We start from the raw sequence: 14,178 nt of genomic DNA, 5'->3' as shown, positions 1-14,178 counted from the left end.
TCTAATAGGGTTTTGGGCGCCGGGACCGCCCAAGAAAAGGGTGCGGATGCCCGGCGCGCTAGTCTTGAATTGTGACGCGCGGGTTGCGCGCCAGATTACGAAACGGATCAGGCTTCTTCAGCAGTCGCTTCTTCAGCCGGAGCTTCAGCGGTCGGTTCGGCCGGCGGAGTTTCCATCGCGCCGAAATCTTCGCCCGAAGCCTGCACCGCGCCGCCCTTGCCCGCGATGGCGGCATCGCCGATCGCCTGGCAGTACAGACGCACCGCACGCGCCGCATCGTCATTGCCCGGAACCGGGAATGCGATGCCGGTCGGATCGGTGTTGGTGTCGAGCACCGCGATCACCGGAATGCCGAGCACGGCGGCTTCCTTGATGGCGAGGTCTTCCTTGTTGGCGTCGATCACGAACATCACGTCCGGAATGCCGCCCATGTCACGGATACCGCCGAGCGACAGTTCGAGCTTGTCGCGCTCACGGGTGAGCTGGAGGACTTCCTTCTTGGTGAAGCCGCTGGTGTCGCCCGAAAGCTGCTCTTCAAGGGTCTTGAGACGCTTGATCGAACCGCTGATGGTCTTCCAGTTGGTGAGCATGCCGCCCAGCCAGCGGTGGTTGACGAAGTGCTGGCCCGACATGCGGGCTGCTTCGGCGATCGGCTCCTGCGCCTGACGCTTGGTGCCGACGAACAGCACCTTGCCGCCTGCGCGGACGGTCTGCTCGACAAAGTCCAGAGCGCGCGCGAACAGCGGCACGGTCTGCGACAGGTCGATGATGTGAACACCGTTGCGGGCGCCGAAGATATACGGCTTCATCCGCGGGTTCCAGCGGTGGGTCTGGTGGCCGAAGTGTGCACCGGCCTCGATCAATTGCTGCATGGTGACGGTAGTGGCCGCCATAGGTATTTCCTTTCCGGTTGTTCCTCTGGAAAGCATGGAACCAACCTGCGGAGATCCCGCGGGCGGCACCGGTATGTTGCGCCTTCCATGTGAATTTCGCTGATTCGCCGCCGAATGATTCGGAACGGGCCGTCAACGAGGTCGCGCCATTAGCCGCCTTCCTCCACAAAATCTAGTGCCAAACGCCGCTTTGGAACACAAGTGGAACAAACTTCTTGACTAAGTGGAACACCTAGGGAACAAAGCGATCAGAACAAACGCTGAACGTCGGATACGGAGACCTTCGAGATGATCGCCACGATTGCCACCTGCCTGCTAATTCTCGCGACCATCGCCACGGCTCTCAGCCTGCTGGACAGCTGGCTGCGCGGCAAAGCGGCCTATCGCGCGGTGAAGCGCGAACAGGCCTTGCTGCGAGCCGGGTTCGTCCCGCAGGTTCACGCGCATGAAGTTCGCCTGCGCCGCCCGGCCCGCCGGACTCTGGCAGCCGCCACGCGCCCCTATGCGCGCCGCCTTCCCCTGCCCGTCACTCAGATTGCTGGCTGATCGCCGCCTCTGCCCGGCGCCGCTTGATCTTGCCGTATTTGATCAGCGCATAGGGCATCAACGCCAGATAGACCGCGCTGATCGCGGTCAGCGTCCACCACGGCTCCAGCAGCAAGGCAGCAAACGCCATGGCCGAAAACGCCAGCAGCGGCAGGCGCACATCGCGGCGCGGCCTGATCGCCGTCCAGCTTAGCGTTGCCATGTTCGAAATCAGCAGGATCGCGATCACCGCCAGCCAGATCGCCAGGATCACAGGATCGCGGAAGATATCCATCCCGGTCTCGATCCAGAGATAGCACGGTGTGAACGCCAACCCTGCCCCGACAGGTGCGGGAACCCCGGTCAGGAAACCGGCTGATTTGTGCGGCTGGTCCTCGACATCGATCCGCGCATTGAACCGCGCCAGCCGCAGCGCGCAGCAGATCGCGAAGGCAAGCGCGGCAAACCACCCGAACCGCGGCAAATCCTGCAAGGACCACATGTAGAGGATCAGCGCAGGCGCCATCCCGAAAGACAGCGAATCCGCCAGACTGTCCAGCTCCGCACCAAAGCGCGATTGCGCATTGAGCAGCCGCGCGATCCGTCCGTCGATCCCGTCCAGCACGCCCGCCAGCGCCACCGCCAGCACGGCATAGGCCCACTGTTCCTCGATCGCGAAACGAACGCCCGTCAGGCCGGCGCAAAGCGCCGCTGCGGTGATCGCATTGGGCAGCATCGCCCGCAGGCTCAGCCCGCGTCCGTCGGTCGCTTCCTTGGAGTCCTCGTCCTCAGCCGCCTTCGGGCCGACCCGGGCGGGCAATTGCGGCTTGAACCGGGAGATGGAGCGCTTCTTCAATGGAACGTCCTGCAATCCTGCGCGCGACCGCCCGTGGCGATCACTATTGCGCAATCCCTTCGATCAGCTGGGTCGAGCCGATTTCCGCCAGCACCGTTTCACCGGCGACAATCTTCTGCCCCATCATCACCTTGGCATCGGTGCCTGCGGGCAGATAGACATCGACCCGGCTGCCAAACCGGATCAGGCCCACGCGCTGTCCCTTGGCCACCATATCGCCCGGCTTCACGAACGGCACGATGCGGCGCGCGACCAGTCCGGCGATCTGGGTAAAGCCGATGGCGAGGCCATCGCCGCCTTCTATCAGGATGTGCTGGCGCTCGTTCTCTTCGCTCGCCTTGTCGAGATCGGCATTCACGAACTTCCCCGGCACATAGACGACCCGTCGCACGGTTCCCGCAATCGGCGCGCGATTGATGTGCACGTCAAACACACTCATGAAAATCGAAATGCGCGTGACCGGCCCGGGCGGAAGCCCCGGATTGCCCGAGCCATCATCCACCTGCAATTCCACCGGCGGCTCAACCGTGGTGATCAGCGTCACCAGACCGTCAGCGGGCGCAACGATCGAATTGTCACCCTGCGGTACCACGCGTTCGGGATCGCGGAAGAACGCGAAGACGCCCAGCGACAGCAGCAACAGCGGCCAGCCGATGATCTCCCAATCGAAGATCAGGAGCGGGATGAGAGAGATCGCGATGGCGATCACGCCATATTTGCGACCTTCGGGATGGATCGGGGGCCAACCCCAGCTAGCTTCGCCGCGGCCCTGATTGTCGAGAATTTCACCTGCCATGCCTACGCCTCTAGGCTGTGGCGCAACGCCTCGCAAGCGAGCGTGCACAAGCGATTGAGCCCATTCACACTTTAGTGAGATGTTTACCCTATTTGCCGGGCAAAGGATCGCAGCGGGCAGCACGGGAGCAATTTCGCCCAATGGACACGGCAGCAACGACGCCCGGCACGCCATCCGGCCAAGCCACTGCGAGCCCGCTCGCACAGCGCTGGCTCGGCGAAGTGCCGATCTATGCCATCGGGTGCGCGTTGATGATCCTGTGCGTGAGCCTGCTCGCGGCACATGGAATCAATCCCGGTGTCAGCGGCATTCTCGCAAATTCGCAGATATTCTTCATGTTCGTGGTGGTGCTGGCCTGCTGGGATGCGGTGCGCGAATTGCACCGCCACCGCCCCGATAGCCCGGTCGCCCATCTCAAGGCACGCTATTCCACCCCCGAATTCAGACTGCGCGTTGCTGCCGGACTGCCCATGCTTGGGGTCGCGATCTTCCTTTTGCCCTATTTTTCAAAGATGAAATCGGCGATTCCGCTGTTCAATGCCTACACCTGGGATCGCGCCTTCATCGAATGGGACCGGGCGATCTTCTTTGGCCATGATGCATGGCAGGTTTTGCAGCCGGTGCTCGGCTATCCGATCGTGACCGCTACTCTGGCGCTGCTGTATCACCTGTGGTTTCTGCTGCTCTATCCGGGCGTGATGTTCTTCGCCTTCGCCAATATCGACAGCCGGGTGCGGCGACAGTTCTTCCTGTCCTATGTGCTCAGCTGGACGCTCGTCGGCGGGGCGATGGCGACCTGGCTCGCATCGGTCGGGCCATGCTTTGTCGGGCCGATCCTGGGCGATCCCACGTTCGACCCGCAGATGGCCTATCTTTATGCCGCCAACGAACAGGTGCCGATCATGGTGCTGCCGGTGCAGGAAATGCTGCTGGAATGGTATGGCAAGGATCAGAGCGGCCTTGGCAGCGGCATCACCGCCATGCCCAGCATGCATTGCGCTATCGCTTTCCTGTACTGGATCGCGGTGCGCCGCATCTCACCCAAATGGGGCGCGTTCTTCGCCGTGTTCTTCTTCATCACATGGATCAGCAGCGTCCACCTCGCCTACCATTATGCGGTAGACGGGCTGGTTTCGCTGCTGGCGGTTGCCGCGATCTGGGCGGTTTCGCAGCGGATCGTCGCTGCGTGGGACAAATGGACTGAAGCGCGCGCTCAGGCGGTCTTGCGCACGAACACTGTCCCTGCCGAATAACCCGCGCCAAAGCTGCAGATCAGCCCGGTGTCACCGGCCGCCAGATCGTCGCTGTTCAGGTGGAAAGCGATGATCGAACCCGCGCTTGACGTGTTGCCATAGGTGTCGAGCACCGTCGGGCTTTCGTCATCATTCGCTTCATGGCCCAGCACCTTGTGCGCGATCAGGCGGTTCATCCCGGCATTCGCCTGATGCAGCCACAGGCGCCGCAGTGCCGTCGGATCAAGCGAAAGCCGCTGCGCTTCGTCGATGATCATCTGCGCGACCATCGGCACCACTTCCTTGAACACCTTGCGCCCTTCCTGGACGAACAGCTTGTCAGCCGTTCCGGCGGTTTCGGGGTTGGCCCGGTTGAGGAAGCCGAAATTGTTGCGGATGTTGTTGGAGAACACCGTCTTCAACTTGGTGCCGAGGATTTCCCAGTGCTTTGCCGGGGCGATGGCTGCGTCTTCGACGAGCACCGCGGTGGCGACATCGCCGAAGATGAAATGGCTGTCACGGTCGCGCCAGTTGAGATGGCCCGAAGTGATTTCCGGGCTGACCACCAGCACGCTCTTGGCATTGCCCGCGCGGATGTAATCCGCGGCGGTCTGGATGCCGAAAGTGGCGGAGGAACAGGCGACGTTCATGTCAAAGCCGAAGCCTTCGATGCCCAGCGCCTGCTGGATCTCGATCGCCATCGCGGGATAAGGGCGTTCCATGTTCGATGCCGCACATAGCACCGCATCGACATCCTCTGGCTTGCGCCCGGCCCGCTCAAGCGCCTGTTTGGCAGCCGCGACACCGATTTCGGCCATCATCGACCATTCTTCATTCGATCGCGCATCCCAGCGCGGCGCCATGATGTCGGGATCGAGAATCGGCGCCTTGCTCATCACGTGACGCGCCTTGATCCCGCTCGCCTTCTCGATGAATTCCACCGAGGAATGCTGCAAGGCCTCCATCTCGCCCGCTTCGATGGCGGCGGAGTTGGCCGCGTTGAACCGGTCGACATATTCGTTGAAGCTGGCGACCAGCTCTTCATTCGTGATCGATTCCGCAGGGGTGAAAAGCCCGGTTGCGGAAATGACCGGGCGACCGGTCAGCTGGGCGCCGTCTTGCGCCGTTTGCGAAAGGGTGTCTTGCATGGGGCGCAGGCATTAGGCCTCGACCCCAGACGCTGCAAGCCTGTGATTGTGGCAATCCTCAAATGTCAGAAGCAGGCCGGTGGTGGACAGGGCTGGATTCGAACCAGCGTACGCTTGCGCGGGCAGATTTACAGTCTGCTGCCTTTAACCACTCGGCCACCTGTCCACACATGGGCCTTTTGGGAGCTTTCGCGGCTCCGAAAAATGCGCGCGGCCACAAGGGGCCCCGCTGCCGAGAGGCGCCCCTTTGGCGAAGCGACGCTTGCCTGTCAATGGGGCGACTGGCAGGGGAGCATCAGAACTTCAGATATCAGGACGACAAATGGCCAAAGGTGACAAGAAACGCGCACTGCGCGGACGCGCGGGACGGATGAAGGGAGGGCGCGGTTCCGGTCGGGCTACCTCCGGCTATGTCCGGCTGTGGGGACGCCATCCGGTCGAAGCCGCCCTGAAGAACCCCGATCGCCAGCATCGCAAATTGTGGGCGACGCGCGAGGGAATCGAGAGCCTCGACGGAGAACTGCCGCCCGATTTTCCGGTGGAATATGCCGATGTCGCCGATCTGGCGCGTCTGGTGGCGAAGGACGCGCCGCATCAGGGGCTAGTTCTGGAATGCGAGCCGCTGGAAGACCGGTTTCTCGACGAGGTGGCGGACGGCGATCCGGCACGGCCTGTTGTCGTACTCGATCAGGTGACTGATCCGCACAATGTCGGCGCGATCCTGCGATCTGCCGCCGCATTCAACGCCGCCTGTATCGTTACGCAGGATCGGCATGCTCCGCCCGAAGGCGGCGTGGTCGCAAAATCGGCCTCGGGCGCGCTGGAAGTTGTGCCGTGGATCAGGGTGGTGAACCTTGCAAGGGCGCTCGATGAACTGGCCGAGGCCGGATACTGGCGCATCGGCATGGCGGGAGAAGCCGAAGCAACCCTCGCCGAAGCGATGCCGATGGGTGCGCTCGCCATTGTTCTGGGTGCGGAGGGCGAAGGTTTGCGGCATAATATCGCTGCGCATTGCGATGCCTTGGCCAAGCTGCCGATATCGTCGGATATCGAAAGTCTTAATGTTTCCAATGCAGCAGCGATTGCATTGTATGCCGTGGCGACGCGCCCGCCAGGATAGGCGCAAAAGGGGAGGACTGGCGATGAGACTTCACCACGCGACACGGATGGCGGCTACCGCCCTGTTGGCCGGCCTTTCGATGGTGCTTTCCGGCTGTTTCATCACGCCGGGCAAATTCACCTCGGAACTGATCCTGACCGAACCCGACCAATTCACCTTTACCTACGAAGGCGAGATTTTCTTCGTCGGGCTTTCGCAGCTCGCCGAGATGGGCAACACGCCCGAAACGTTCGAGCCCAAACCCTGCTTCAACGACAACACATTCGAGGAACGCGAATGCAGCCGGAACGAAATCGCCGGCCAGCGCGCCGAATGGGAAGCCGGGGCAGAGGCGCGCGCGGCGGAGGCGGCGCGCAAATCGGAACAGATGGCCGCGCTGATGGCTGGGATCGACCCGGCCAACCCCGAAGCCACAGCCGAACTGACGCGGCTTCTGCTGCGGCAGGAAGGGTGGGAAAAGGTCGAAGCCAAGGGCGATGGCCTGTTCGACATCCGCTATTCCGTCACCGGAGATCTGAACCACGACTTCATGTTCCCCGTGATCGAGGATTTCCCGACGACCAACCCCTTCGTCCACGTGATCCTGCGCAAGGGCAATGTCGTGCGGATCAACGCGCCCGGCTTCGCTGCCGAGAATGATGCCAATCCCTTGGCCGCGATGATGGGCGGCATGGCAGGCCTCGCGGGGTTGTCGGCCATCAGCGACGAAGGAGAGGACGGGCCAAAGATGCCTGAATTTCCCACTGTCGAAGGCACCTTCACCATCGTCACCAGTGGCCGCATCATGGCCAACAACACCGATGAAGGGGCCAGCCGCTCGCCCAATGGCGAGGTGCTGACATGGGCAATCTCGCCGCGCACCAAAACCGCGCCTACGGCATTGCTCGACTTGTCACGCTGATTGCAGAGCAAAAAGAAACCCCGCTTGCCACGGCATGTGGCAGGCGGGGTTCTTTTATTCGCTGGCGCGAGGTCAGGCGCCGTTGCGGTCTAATCCGGCCGGATCAGTTCACCGCGTCCTTGAGGCCCTTGCCGGCCTTGAACTTGGGCTGGTTGGAAGCCTTGATCGGCATCGGTTCGCCGGTGCGCGGGTTGCGGCCCATCGAGGCCTTGCGCTTGGCAACCGCGAAGGTCCCAAACCCGACCAGGCGCACTTCGTCACCATTTGCCAAAGCCTTCTGAATGGCTTCAAAAACGCCTTCTACGGCGTTCGACGCATCATTCTTGGAAAGTCCGCTGGATTCGGCAACCGCGCTGATCAGGTCATTTTTATTCATCTCGTCGTCCCCTCTGTTTTATTGAAATCCGAATTGGTGAATCGCCAAGCCGCAAAGGCGGTAGGTTGAAACCTTTTTGCGGAGGCTGTCAAAGATAAATCTCCCGGAATAGAGCCATTCCGAAGCCAGTCTGACCAAGAGATGGCAACCTCATAGCCGGCCTTCGCACCGCCAGAGCGATGCGACACACCGTCAAATTCCGAAAAATCAAGCGACCCTGCCGCGAATCGCGACAAGCGCGCTCGCCACTAGCCGATCAATGCGCGGTTGGCACGTCAGAACCGCCGCTGCCAACCGTCTGGCCCTGCGCCGTCGGCTGCGAGGCCAGATCATCCGCTTCGGTCCACTCGATCGGTGCGGGCATTTCGACCAGCGCGTGTTGCAGCACCTGATCGACATGGCTCACCGGAATAATCTCCAGCCCTTCCTTAATTTTTTGAGGAAGTTCGACGAGATCCTTCACATTCTCTTCAGGTATAAGCACGGTGGTTATCCCGCCGCGCAGGGCAGCCAGCAGCTTCTCCTTGAGCCCGCCAATCGCCAGCACCCGGCCCCGCAGGGTGACTTCGCCCGTCATCGCCACGTCCGGACGCACAGCAGCGCCTGTCAGGGTCGAGACGATTGACGTCACCATGCCGATACCGGCGCTGGGGCCGTCCTTTGGCACGGCACCTTCGGGCAAGTGGATGTGCACGTTCTTGCGCTGGAACAGCGACGGCTTGATGCCATAGCTGGGCGCACGCGCCTTCACGAAGGAAAATGCGGCAGCGACGCTTTCCTGCATCACATCGCCCAGCTTGCCCGTCGTCCGGATCTCGCCCTTGCCCGGTGTCGTCACCGATTCGATGGTGAGCAGTTCACCGCCCACCGATGTCCACGCAAGCCCGGTGACAGCACCGACCTGCGGCTCGTCCTCGCTCATCCCGTGCTTGAACTTGCGCACCCCGGCGAAGTCGCCAAGGTTCTCGGGCGTGATCGAAACGGAGGCGACTTCCTTTTCGAGTATCTTGCGCAGGCTCTTGCGGGCCAGCCGGGCGATCTCGCGCTCCAGCGTGCGGACACCGGCTTCGCGGGTGTAGTAGCGGATCAGATCGCGCAGGGCCGGCTCGGTCAGCTCGAATTCGCCCTTCTTCAATCCATGAGCCTTGATCTGGCGATCAATCAGGTGGCGCTTGGCGATCTCGACCTTTTCGTCCTCGGTATAGCCTTCGAGCCGGATGATCTCCATCCGGTCAAGCAGCGGCTGCGGCAGATCGAGGCTGTTGGCGGTGGTGACGAACATGATGTTCGACAGGTCCAGATCCAGCTCCAGATAGTGATCCTGGAACTTGTTGTTCTGTTCCGGATCCAGCACTTCGAGCAGCGCCGAAGCCGGATCGCCCCGGAAATCCTGCCCCAGCTTGTCAATTTCATCGAGCAGGAACAGCGGATTGCTCGTCCCGGCCTTGCGCAGATTGTTGACGATCTTGCCCGGCATCGAGCCGATATAGGTGCGCCGGTGGCCACGGATTTCGGCCTCGTCGCGCACACCGCCCAGCGACTGGCGCACGAATTCGCGGCCCGTCGCCTTGGCAATCGACTTGCCAAGCGAGGTCTTGCCTACACCCGGAGGGCCGACGAGGCACAGAATTGGCCCCTTCAGCTTGTTGGTGCGCGCCTGAACGGCGAGATATTCGATGATCCGGTCCTTGACCTTTTCAAGCCCGTAGTGATCGGCATCGAGGATTTCCTGCGCCTTGCCGATGTCCTTCTTGATGCGGCTGTTCTTGCCCCAAGGCAGGCCCAGCAGCACATCGAGGTAATTGCGGATCACCGTCGCCTCGGCGCTCATGGGCTGCATGCCCTTGAGCTTCTTCAGCTCCGATTTCGCCTTGGCCTTGGCCTCTTTCGAAAGCTTGGTCTTTTCGATCTTGTCGGTCAGTTCGGCGATTTCGTCGGCCTCTTCGCCGTCACCGCCGCCCAACTCGCTCTGGATCGCCTTGAGCTGTTCGTTGAGGTAATATTCGCGCTGCGTCTTCTCCATCTGGCGCTTCACGCGCCCGCGGATCTTGCGCTCGACCTGCAGCACCGACAATTCGCCTTCCATGAAGGCCATGACGAGTTCGAGCCGCTTCAACGGGTTGACCTCGGTCAGCAATGATTGCTTGTCTGAAACCTTGGCATTCAGCGCCGCGGCGATGGTGTCGGCCAGTTGCCCAGCGTCATCGACATCGGTCAGATCGACATTGGTTTCCTCGCCCATCTTCTTGTTGAGCTTGGCATATTCGCCGAACTGTTCGACCACTTGCCGCATCAGCGCGGTGACTTCGGTGCCGGCAACGGTTTCCGGCTCTGTCACCGATACTGCGGCAACGACGTAGTCTTCTTCGGTGCGCAGCGAGGCAAGGCTAGCGCGCTCGACACCTTCGACCAGCACACGCACCGTGCCGTCGGGCAGTTTCAGCAATTGCAGCACGCGCGCGACGACGCCGACATCGTAAAGGTCATCGCCTTCGGGATCGTCGCAGCCCGGATCGAGCTGGGCGAGCAGGAATATGTCCTTCGACGTTTCCATCGCCGCTTCGAGCGCGGCAACAGATTTGTCGCGCCCGACGAACAACGGCACGACCATGCCGGGGAACACGACAATGTCGCGCAAGGGGAGGAGAGGAAAGCTTTGGGTCATATTCTGTTATCCGAGGCCGCCATTGGGGCGCGCCGTTTTCCCGAATATGGGAAGGCCTCCCCTCACCCGCAATGCCGGGGTTCAGGAAGCTGTGGAAGCGGCGGTGAGGCTCACCCCATGCCCGGCAGGTTGAAGCCCGGCGGCAGGCCCATGCTGCCCTGCATTTCCTTCATCTGATCGTTCGACACCCGGTCAGCCTTGTCGCGCGCGTCGTTGAAAGCGGCGGTGACGAGGTCTTCGACGATGCCCTTTTCTTCCGGCTTCATCAGGCTGTCGTCGATGCTGACACCGAGGATGCGGCCCTTGGCCGAAGCGCGCACCTTCACAAGGCCGCCTCCTGCGGTGCCCTCGACCTCGATCGAGTCGAGCTTCACCTGCATCTCGTTCATCTGCTTCTGGATGGTTTCAGCGGCCTGCTGTGCGGCAGCCATCATCTCTTCCATCGATTTCATCTTGGGGGTCCTTTCGGTCAGTTCCATCTGCCGCCCGCCGATGAGGCGCTGGCGACAGTGTCTTGGGGGTCAATCAGTTCGGCATCGGGGAAAGCGTTTTTGGTCGCTTGCACCAGCGGGTGGCCTTCGATCCGCTCTCGCGCTTCCTTCGCCTCAGTCTCGGCGATTTCACGCAGGCTGGGGCTGGCATCGCCCTGCCCGCGTTCGACCAGCCAGCGCTTGCCTGTCAGCTTGAACAGCGCATCGCGTATATCGGGCGAGGGATCGTCGGGGAAATTGTCCGCCTGTTCGAAAACCAGCCGCTCCGGCGAAAGCGCGATCACCCGCACCCGGTCGCGCATCATCTGGGCGACGCGCAACTGGCCGGATGCATCGACCTGATCCACCAGCGCGCCCCATTCGAGCTGGGAATCGCTGGGGAATTGGGCAGACGGCGTCCCACCGGCACCGGCGCCCGCATCGGCAGCGGGAGCAGCAGGCGCTGCGGCAATCGCCCCGCCTTTCGCCAATTCCTCTATCCGCCTTGCCAGCTTGCCCGGATCGGGCATTTCGGCGGCGTGCAACACCCGCAACAGCGCCATTTGCAACGCCACCAGCGGATCGGGCGCCTGACGCACTTCCTCATGCCCCTTCAGCAGCAATTGCCACAGCCGGTGCAGTTCGGGCGCTCCCAGCTTCGCGGCGAATGCGGCAAGCGCGGTGCGCTCCTCCTCGCTTGGCGCATCGGGCTCTCCGCCGGAAACTTGCGCCACCGTGATCCGGTGCACCAGATCCATCAACGCCCGCATCAGCGCCAGCGGCTCGACGCCCAGCGCATATTGCTCCTCAATCCCGGCCAGCAGCGCCTTGGCGTCGCCTTCGAGGATATGGCCAAGCAGTCGGCGCTGCGCGCTTTTGTCGGCAAGGCCGAGCATGTCACGCACCCGCTCTGCCGTGACCTTGCCTTCGGAATCCATGTCGGCATGGGCAATCGCCTGATCGAGGATCGAAAGCCCGTCGCGCACCGAACCTTCGGCAGCGGCGGCGATGATGCGCAGCGCCTCCTCCTCGGCCTCGACCCCTTCGGCCTTGCAGACATTGCCGAAATGCCCGGCCAGCAAGTCTGCCGGGATGCGCCGGAGGTCAAACCGCTGCGTGCGGCTGAGCACTGTCACGGGCAGTTTCTCAACCTCGGTCGTGGCGAACAGGAACTTCACATGCGCGGGCGGCTCTTCCAGCGTCTTGAGCAGCGCGTTGAAGGCGTTGCGCGACAGCATGTGGACTTCGTCGATGATGTATATCTTGTAGCGCGCCGAAACCGCCGCGTAGCGCACCTGTTCGATGATCTCGCGCACGTCGTCGACCCCGGTGTGGCTGGCCGCGTCCATCTCGATCACGTCGATGTGCCGCCCTTCGGCGATGGCGCGGCACGGCTCGCACTGGCCGCAGGGATCAATCGTCGGTCCGCCCTGCCCGTCCGGCCCGATGCAGTTCAACGCCTTGGCGATCAGGCGCGCGGTCGATGTCTTGCCGACCCCGCGCACCCCCGTCATCAGAAACGCATGCGCCAGCCGGTCACGCTCGATCGCATTGGCGAGCGTGCGCACCATCGGTTCCTGCCCGATCAGCTGCGAAAAGGTCTGCGGGCGATATTTCCGCGCGAGCACGCGATAGGGCTGGCTTGCATCGGCAGCTGGCGGCGGCGCGGGTGGAGGCGGCGGTGCATCACCCATATCCGCCCCGCCAAACATGGAATTCTGCCCGGCAGCCTCAAGCTCGGCAGCCGTCGGGCCGCATTCTTCTTCGTGTTCGTCGAGGTCGGGATCGGAATCGTGCACGGCCGCAAGCTAGGCGCTGGTAGCAAGGATGTCGATTGCAAAGCACCCCGGTTTTGCACGATCCGCATTGTTATTGGACCACGCCGGGAATAGATCACCGCGATGAAAATCTCTTCCTTGATCGCGGCATCCCTGGCTCTTGGCATGGCGGCGCCGACCTTTGCTCAGCCAGTTGGCGACAGCACCTTTTCGACGGCATCGGACGCGTCGGTTTCCTTGGCTAACCTGTCAGCGCAACGGCTCGAACGGATGTGCTCGCCCAATGGCGCGATGCAGTATGCGTTTGGCGAAACGGGTGTTCCCGGCAGCACGAGGGTTGAGCAATTGATCACGCCCGGTCTGGCCATGCCGGACAGCTTCGCTCCGTTCGAGAACGCCAAGCCGATGTCGACAGCGTGGAGCAACCGACTGTTCCAGATGACTTATTCCTTCAAGCTCGCCGATGAGGAACTGGCGCAGGACATCATGTCGCAAATCGGCGAGGTTCTGGAGGAGGATGGCGGCTGGACCTATGTCCACCGCGACTACGACAACACACCGATGAGCATGATCAGCGCCGTGGGCTGGTTGAGCTTCGAAAAGACTGTCGAAGTCGGAGGCGAGCCGACACGGGTGTTTCTCGCCCTCGATCATGGCTTGGGCGAAGTCAGCCTGACCTGTTCGCGCGAAGATTTGACCCGCGCCCAGTTCGGGGAAGCGTTCGGCCGGTTGCCCGAAGGCACGCCGCGCCCAGCAATGCCACAGGTCGATATTCCCGCCTCCCTCAACGCCACGCGTTGCGCCGACGAGGCCGTCCTGTCCGAAATACGCGACCTGCTCGCCGAAGATCGGTTTTCCGACAGGTTCAGCGCCAAGATGCTGGAACGCACAAGCTATCGCGACCGGCTGACGACCTGGATGATCTGGAAGCTGGACCAATCGGGCAAGATCGAGACGATGGATATCGTTGGCCTTGTGATGGAGGCTTCGGGTTATGCCAGTCCCACCGGCAACCCGCTGGCTGCAATGGAAAAAGTGCTCGACATGATGCCGATCGTCAAACGGATGGGAGACGCAAGGACGGCGGACGATCCACAGGCGTTTTGCCTTGCCCTCGCCGATTTCCAGCTATGGGTTCGGGAGGTCGATGCGATCACGCTGAAGCAGACGGAAGCCGCGCATGCGGCGTTGGAAGCCAAGGCCCGCGAGCTTGGCGTATCGCTTGACTGAACTGAATGGAAAAGGAGCCGAGCGACCCGCCGCAATTCACCTGGGCTGCTTCCTTCCGGACCTGACCCGGTGAGCGAACGCAAACGTCCACCCGACTCCCGAAGCCCCATATGACGGCCGGCGCGAAATTTTCAACCTGCTTTGCGCTCAAAGCGTGCTAATTCCGCAGATGCGGGCAACCAATCGTG

At 62.1% G+C, this 14,178-nt stretch carries 13 protein-coding genes, 1 tRNA gene and 1 other RNA gene; 5 read left to right on the top strand and 10 right to left on the bottom strand.

Annotated elements, in window-relative coordinates; translation table 11 throughout:
- Positions 1 to 107 precede the first annotated feature (107 nt).
- Complete coding sequence (gene rpsB, locus AABA34_RS08020; RefSeq protein ID WP_034952974.1) at positions 108 to 893, bottom strand: 30S ribosomal protein S2; 786 nt, start codon at positions 891 to 893, stop codon at positions 108 to 110.
- Between the two features lie 288 nt (positions 894 to 1,181).
- Here rpsB and AABA34_RS08015 point away from each other — a divergent pair, with 288 nt between their 5' ends.
- Positions 1,182 to 1,439, top strand: coding sequence for a hypothetical protein (locus tag AABA34_RS08015; RefSeq protein WP_252257471.1), 258 nt, complete (start codon positions 1,182 to 1,184; stop codon positions 1,437 to 1,439).
- Here the strand turns inward: AABA34_RS08015 and AABA34_RS08010 are convergent.
- Both AABA34_RS08010 and AABA34_RS08005 read right to left on the bottom strand, forming a co-directional pair.
- Positions 1,420 to 2,274: a CDP-alcohol phosphatidyltransferase family protein gene (locus AABA34_RS08010; RefSeq protein WP_407931936.1), complete on the bottom strand. Its 855-nt coding sequence runs from the start codon at positions 2,272 to 2,274 to the stop codon at positions 1,420 to 1,422. The genes AABA34_RS08015 and AABA34_RS08010 overlap by 20 nt on opposite strands.
- A 43-nt stretch (positions 2,275 to 2,317) precedes the next feature.
- Positions 2,318 to 3,070 (bottom strand): phosphatidylserine decarboxylase, encoded by a 753-nt coding sequence (locus AABA34_RS08005; RefSeq protein WP_338304646.1) that lies wholly within the window; start codon positions 3,068 to 3,070, stop codon positions 2,318 to 2,320.
- Between the two features lie 140 nt (positions 3,071 to 3,210).
- Between AABA34_RS08005 and AABA34_RS08000 the strand changes: the two genes are divergently transcribed.
- Positions 3,211 to 4,323: a phosphatase PAP2 family protein gene (locus AABA34_RS08000; protein ID WP_338304645.1), complete on the top strand. Its 1,113-nt coding sequence runs from the start codon at positions 3,211 to 3,213 to the stop codon at positions 4,321 to 4,323.
- On the opposite strand, the gene AABA34_RS07995 is transcribed toward AABA34_RS08000, so the two are convergent.
- Both AABA34_RS07995 and AABA34_RS07990 read right to left on the bottom strand, forming a co-directional pair.
- Positions 4,284 to 5,450 carry a beta-ketoacyl-ACP synthase III gene (locus tag AABA34_RS07995; protein WP_051699650.1) on the bottom strand — a complete coding sequence of 389 codons (1,167 nt, stop codon included), beginning with the start codon at positions 5,448 to 5,450 and terminating at the stop codon, positions 4,284 to 4,286. The two genes, AABA34_RS08000 and AABA34_RS07995, sit on opposite strands and share 40 nt — an antisense overlap.
- 80 nt (positions 5,451 to 5,530) lie before the next feature.
- A tRNA-Tyr gene (locus AABA34_RS07990) sits at positions 5,531 to 5,616 on the bottom strand.
- Between the two features lie 156 nt (positions 5,617 to 5,772).
- On the opposite strand from AABA34_RS07990, the gene AABA34_RS07985 reads away from it, so the two are divergent.
- Positions 5,773 to 6,570 (top strand): TrmH family RNA methyltransferase, encoded by a 798-nt coding sequence (locus tag AABA34_RS07985; RefSeq protein WP_034952937.1) that lies wholly within the window; start codon positions 5,773 to 5,775, stop codon positions 6,568 to 6,570.
- Between the two features lie 22 nt (positions 6,571 to 6,592).
- Entirely contained in the window at positions 6,593 to 7,471 is an 879-nt protein-coding gene (locus AABA34_RS07980) for a hypothetical protein (protein ID WP_338304644.1), read from the top strand.
- Positions 7,472 to 7,574: 103 nt separating this feature from the next.
- Here the strand turns inward: AABA34_RS07980 and AABA34_RS07975 are convergent, their stop codons facing one another.
- From AABA34_RS07975 to AABA34_RS07960, 4 genes are all read right to left on the bottom strand, one after another.
- Positions 7,575 to 7,847: an HU family DNA-binding protein gene (locus tag AABA34_RS07975; RefSeq protein WP_034952933.1), complete on the bottom strand. Its 273-nt coding sequence runs from the start codon at positions 7,845 to 7,847 to the stop codon at positions 7,575 to 7,577.
- Positions 7,848 to 8,103: 256 nt separating this feature from the next.
- Positions 8,104 to 10,512 (bottom strand): endopeptidase La, encoded by a 2,409-nt coding sequence (gene lon, locus AABA34_RS07970; RefSeq protein ID WP_338304643.1) that lies wholly within the window; start codon positions 10,510 to 10,512, stop codon positions 8,104 to 8,106.
- A gap of 110 nt (positions 10,513 to 10,622) precedes the next feature.
- Positions 10,623 to 10,964 carry a YbaB/EbfC family nucleoid-associated protein gene (locus tag AABA34_RS07965; protein ID WP_034953353.1) on the bottom strand — a complete coding sequence of 114 codons (342 nt, stop codon included), beginning with the start codon at positions 10,962 to 10,964 and terminating at the stop codon, positions 10,623 to 10,625.
- Between the two features lie 17 nt (positions 10,965 to 10,981).
- Positions 10,982 to 12,781: a DNA polymerase III subunit gamma/tau gene (locus AABA34_RS07960; protein ID WP_338304641.1), complete on the bottom strand. Its 1,800-nt coding sequence runs from the start codon at positions 12,779 to 12,781 to the stop codon at positions 10,982 to 10,984.
- 117 nt (positions 12,782 to 12,898) lie between these two features.
- Here AABA34_RS07960 and AABA34_RS07955 point away from each other — a divergent pair, with 117 nt between their 5' ends.
- Complete coding sequence (locus AABA34_RS07955) at positions 12,899 to 13,990, top strand: hypothetical protein (RefSeq protein WP_338304640.1); 1,092 nt, start codon at positions 12,899 to 12,901, stop codon at positions 13,988 to 13,990.
- A gap of 7 nt (positions 13,991 to 13,997) precedes the next feature.
- Here AABA34_RS07955 and ffs read toward each other — a convergent pair.
- Positions 13,998 to 14,092, bottom strand: an RNA gene (ffs, locus tag AABA34_RS07950) — signal recognition particle sRNA small type.
- Positions 14,093 to 14,178: the final 86 nt, after the last annotated feature.

It is taken from the genome of Erythrobacter sp. Dej080120_24, assembly GCF_036322605.1.
In the GTDB taxonomy this organism is placed as follows: Bacteria; Pseudomonadota; Alphaproteobacteria; order Sphingomonadales; family Sphingomonadaceae; genus Erythrobacter; species Erythrobacter aurantius.
Note: the sequence above shows the minus strand (reverse complement) of the source record. Positions and strands in the feature narration are given on the sequence as shown.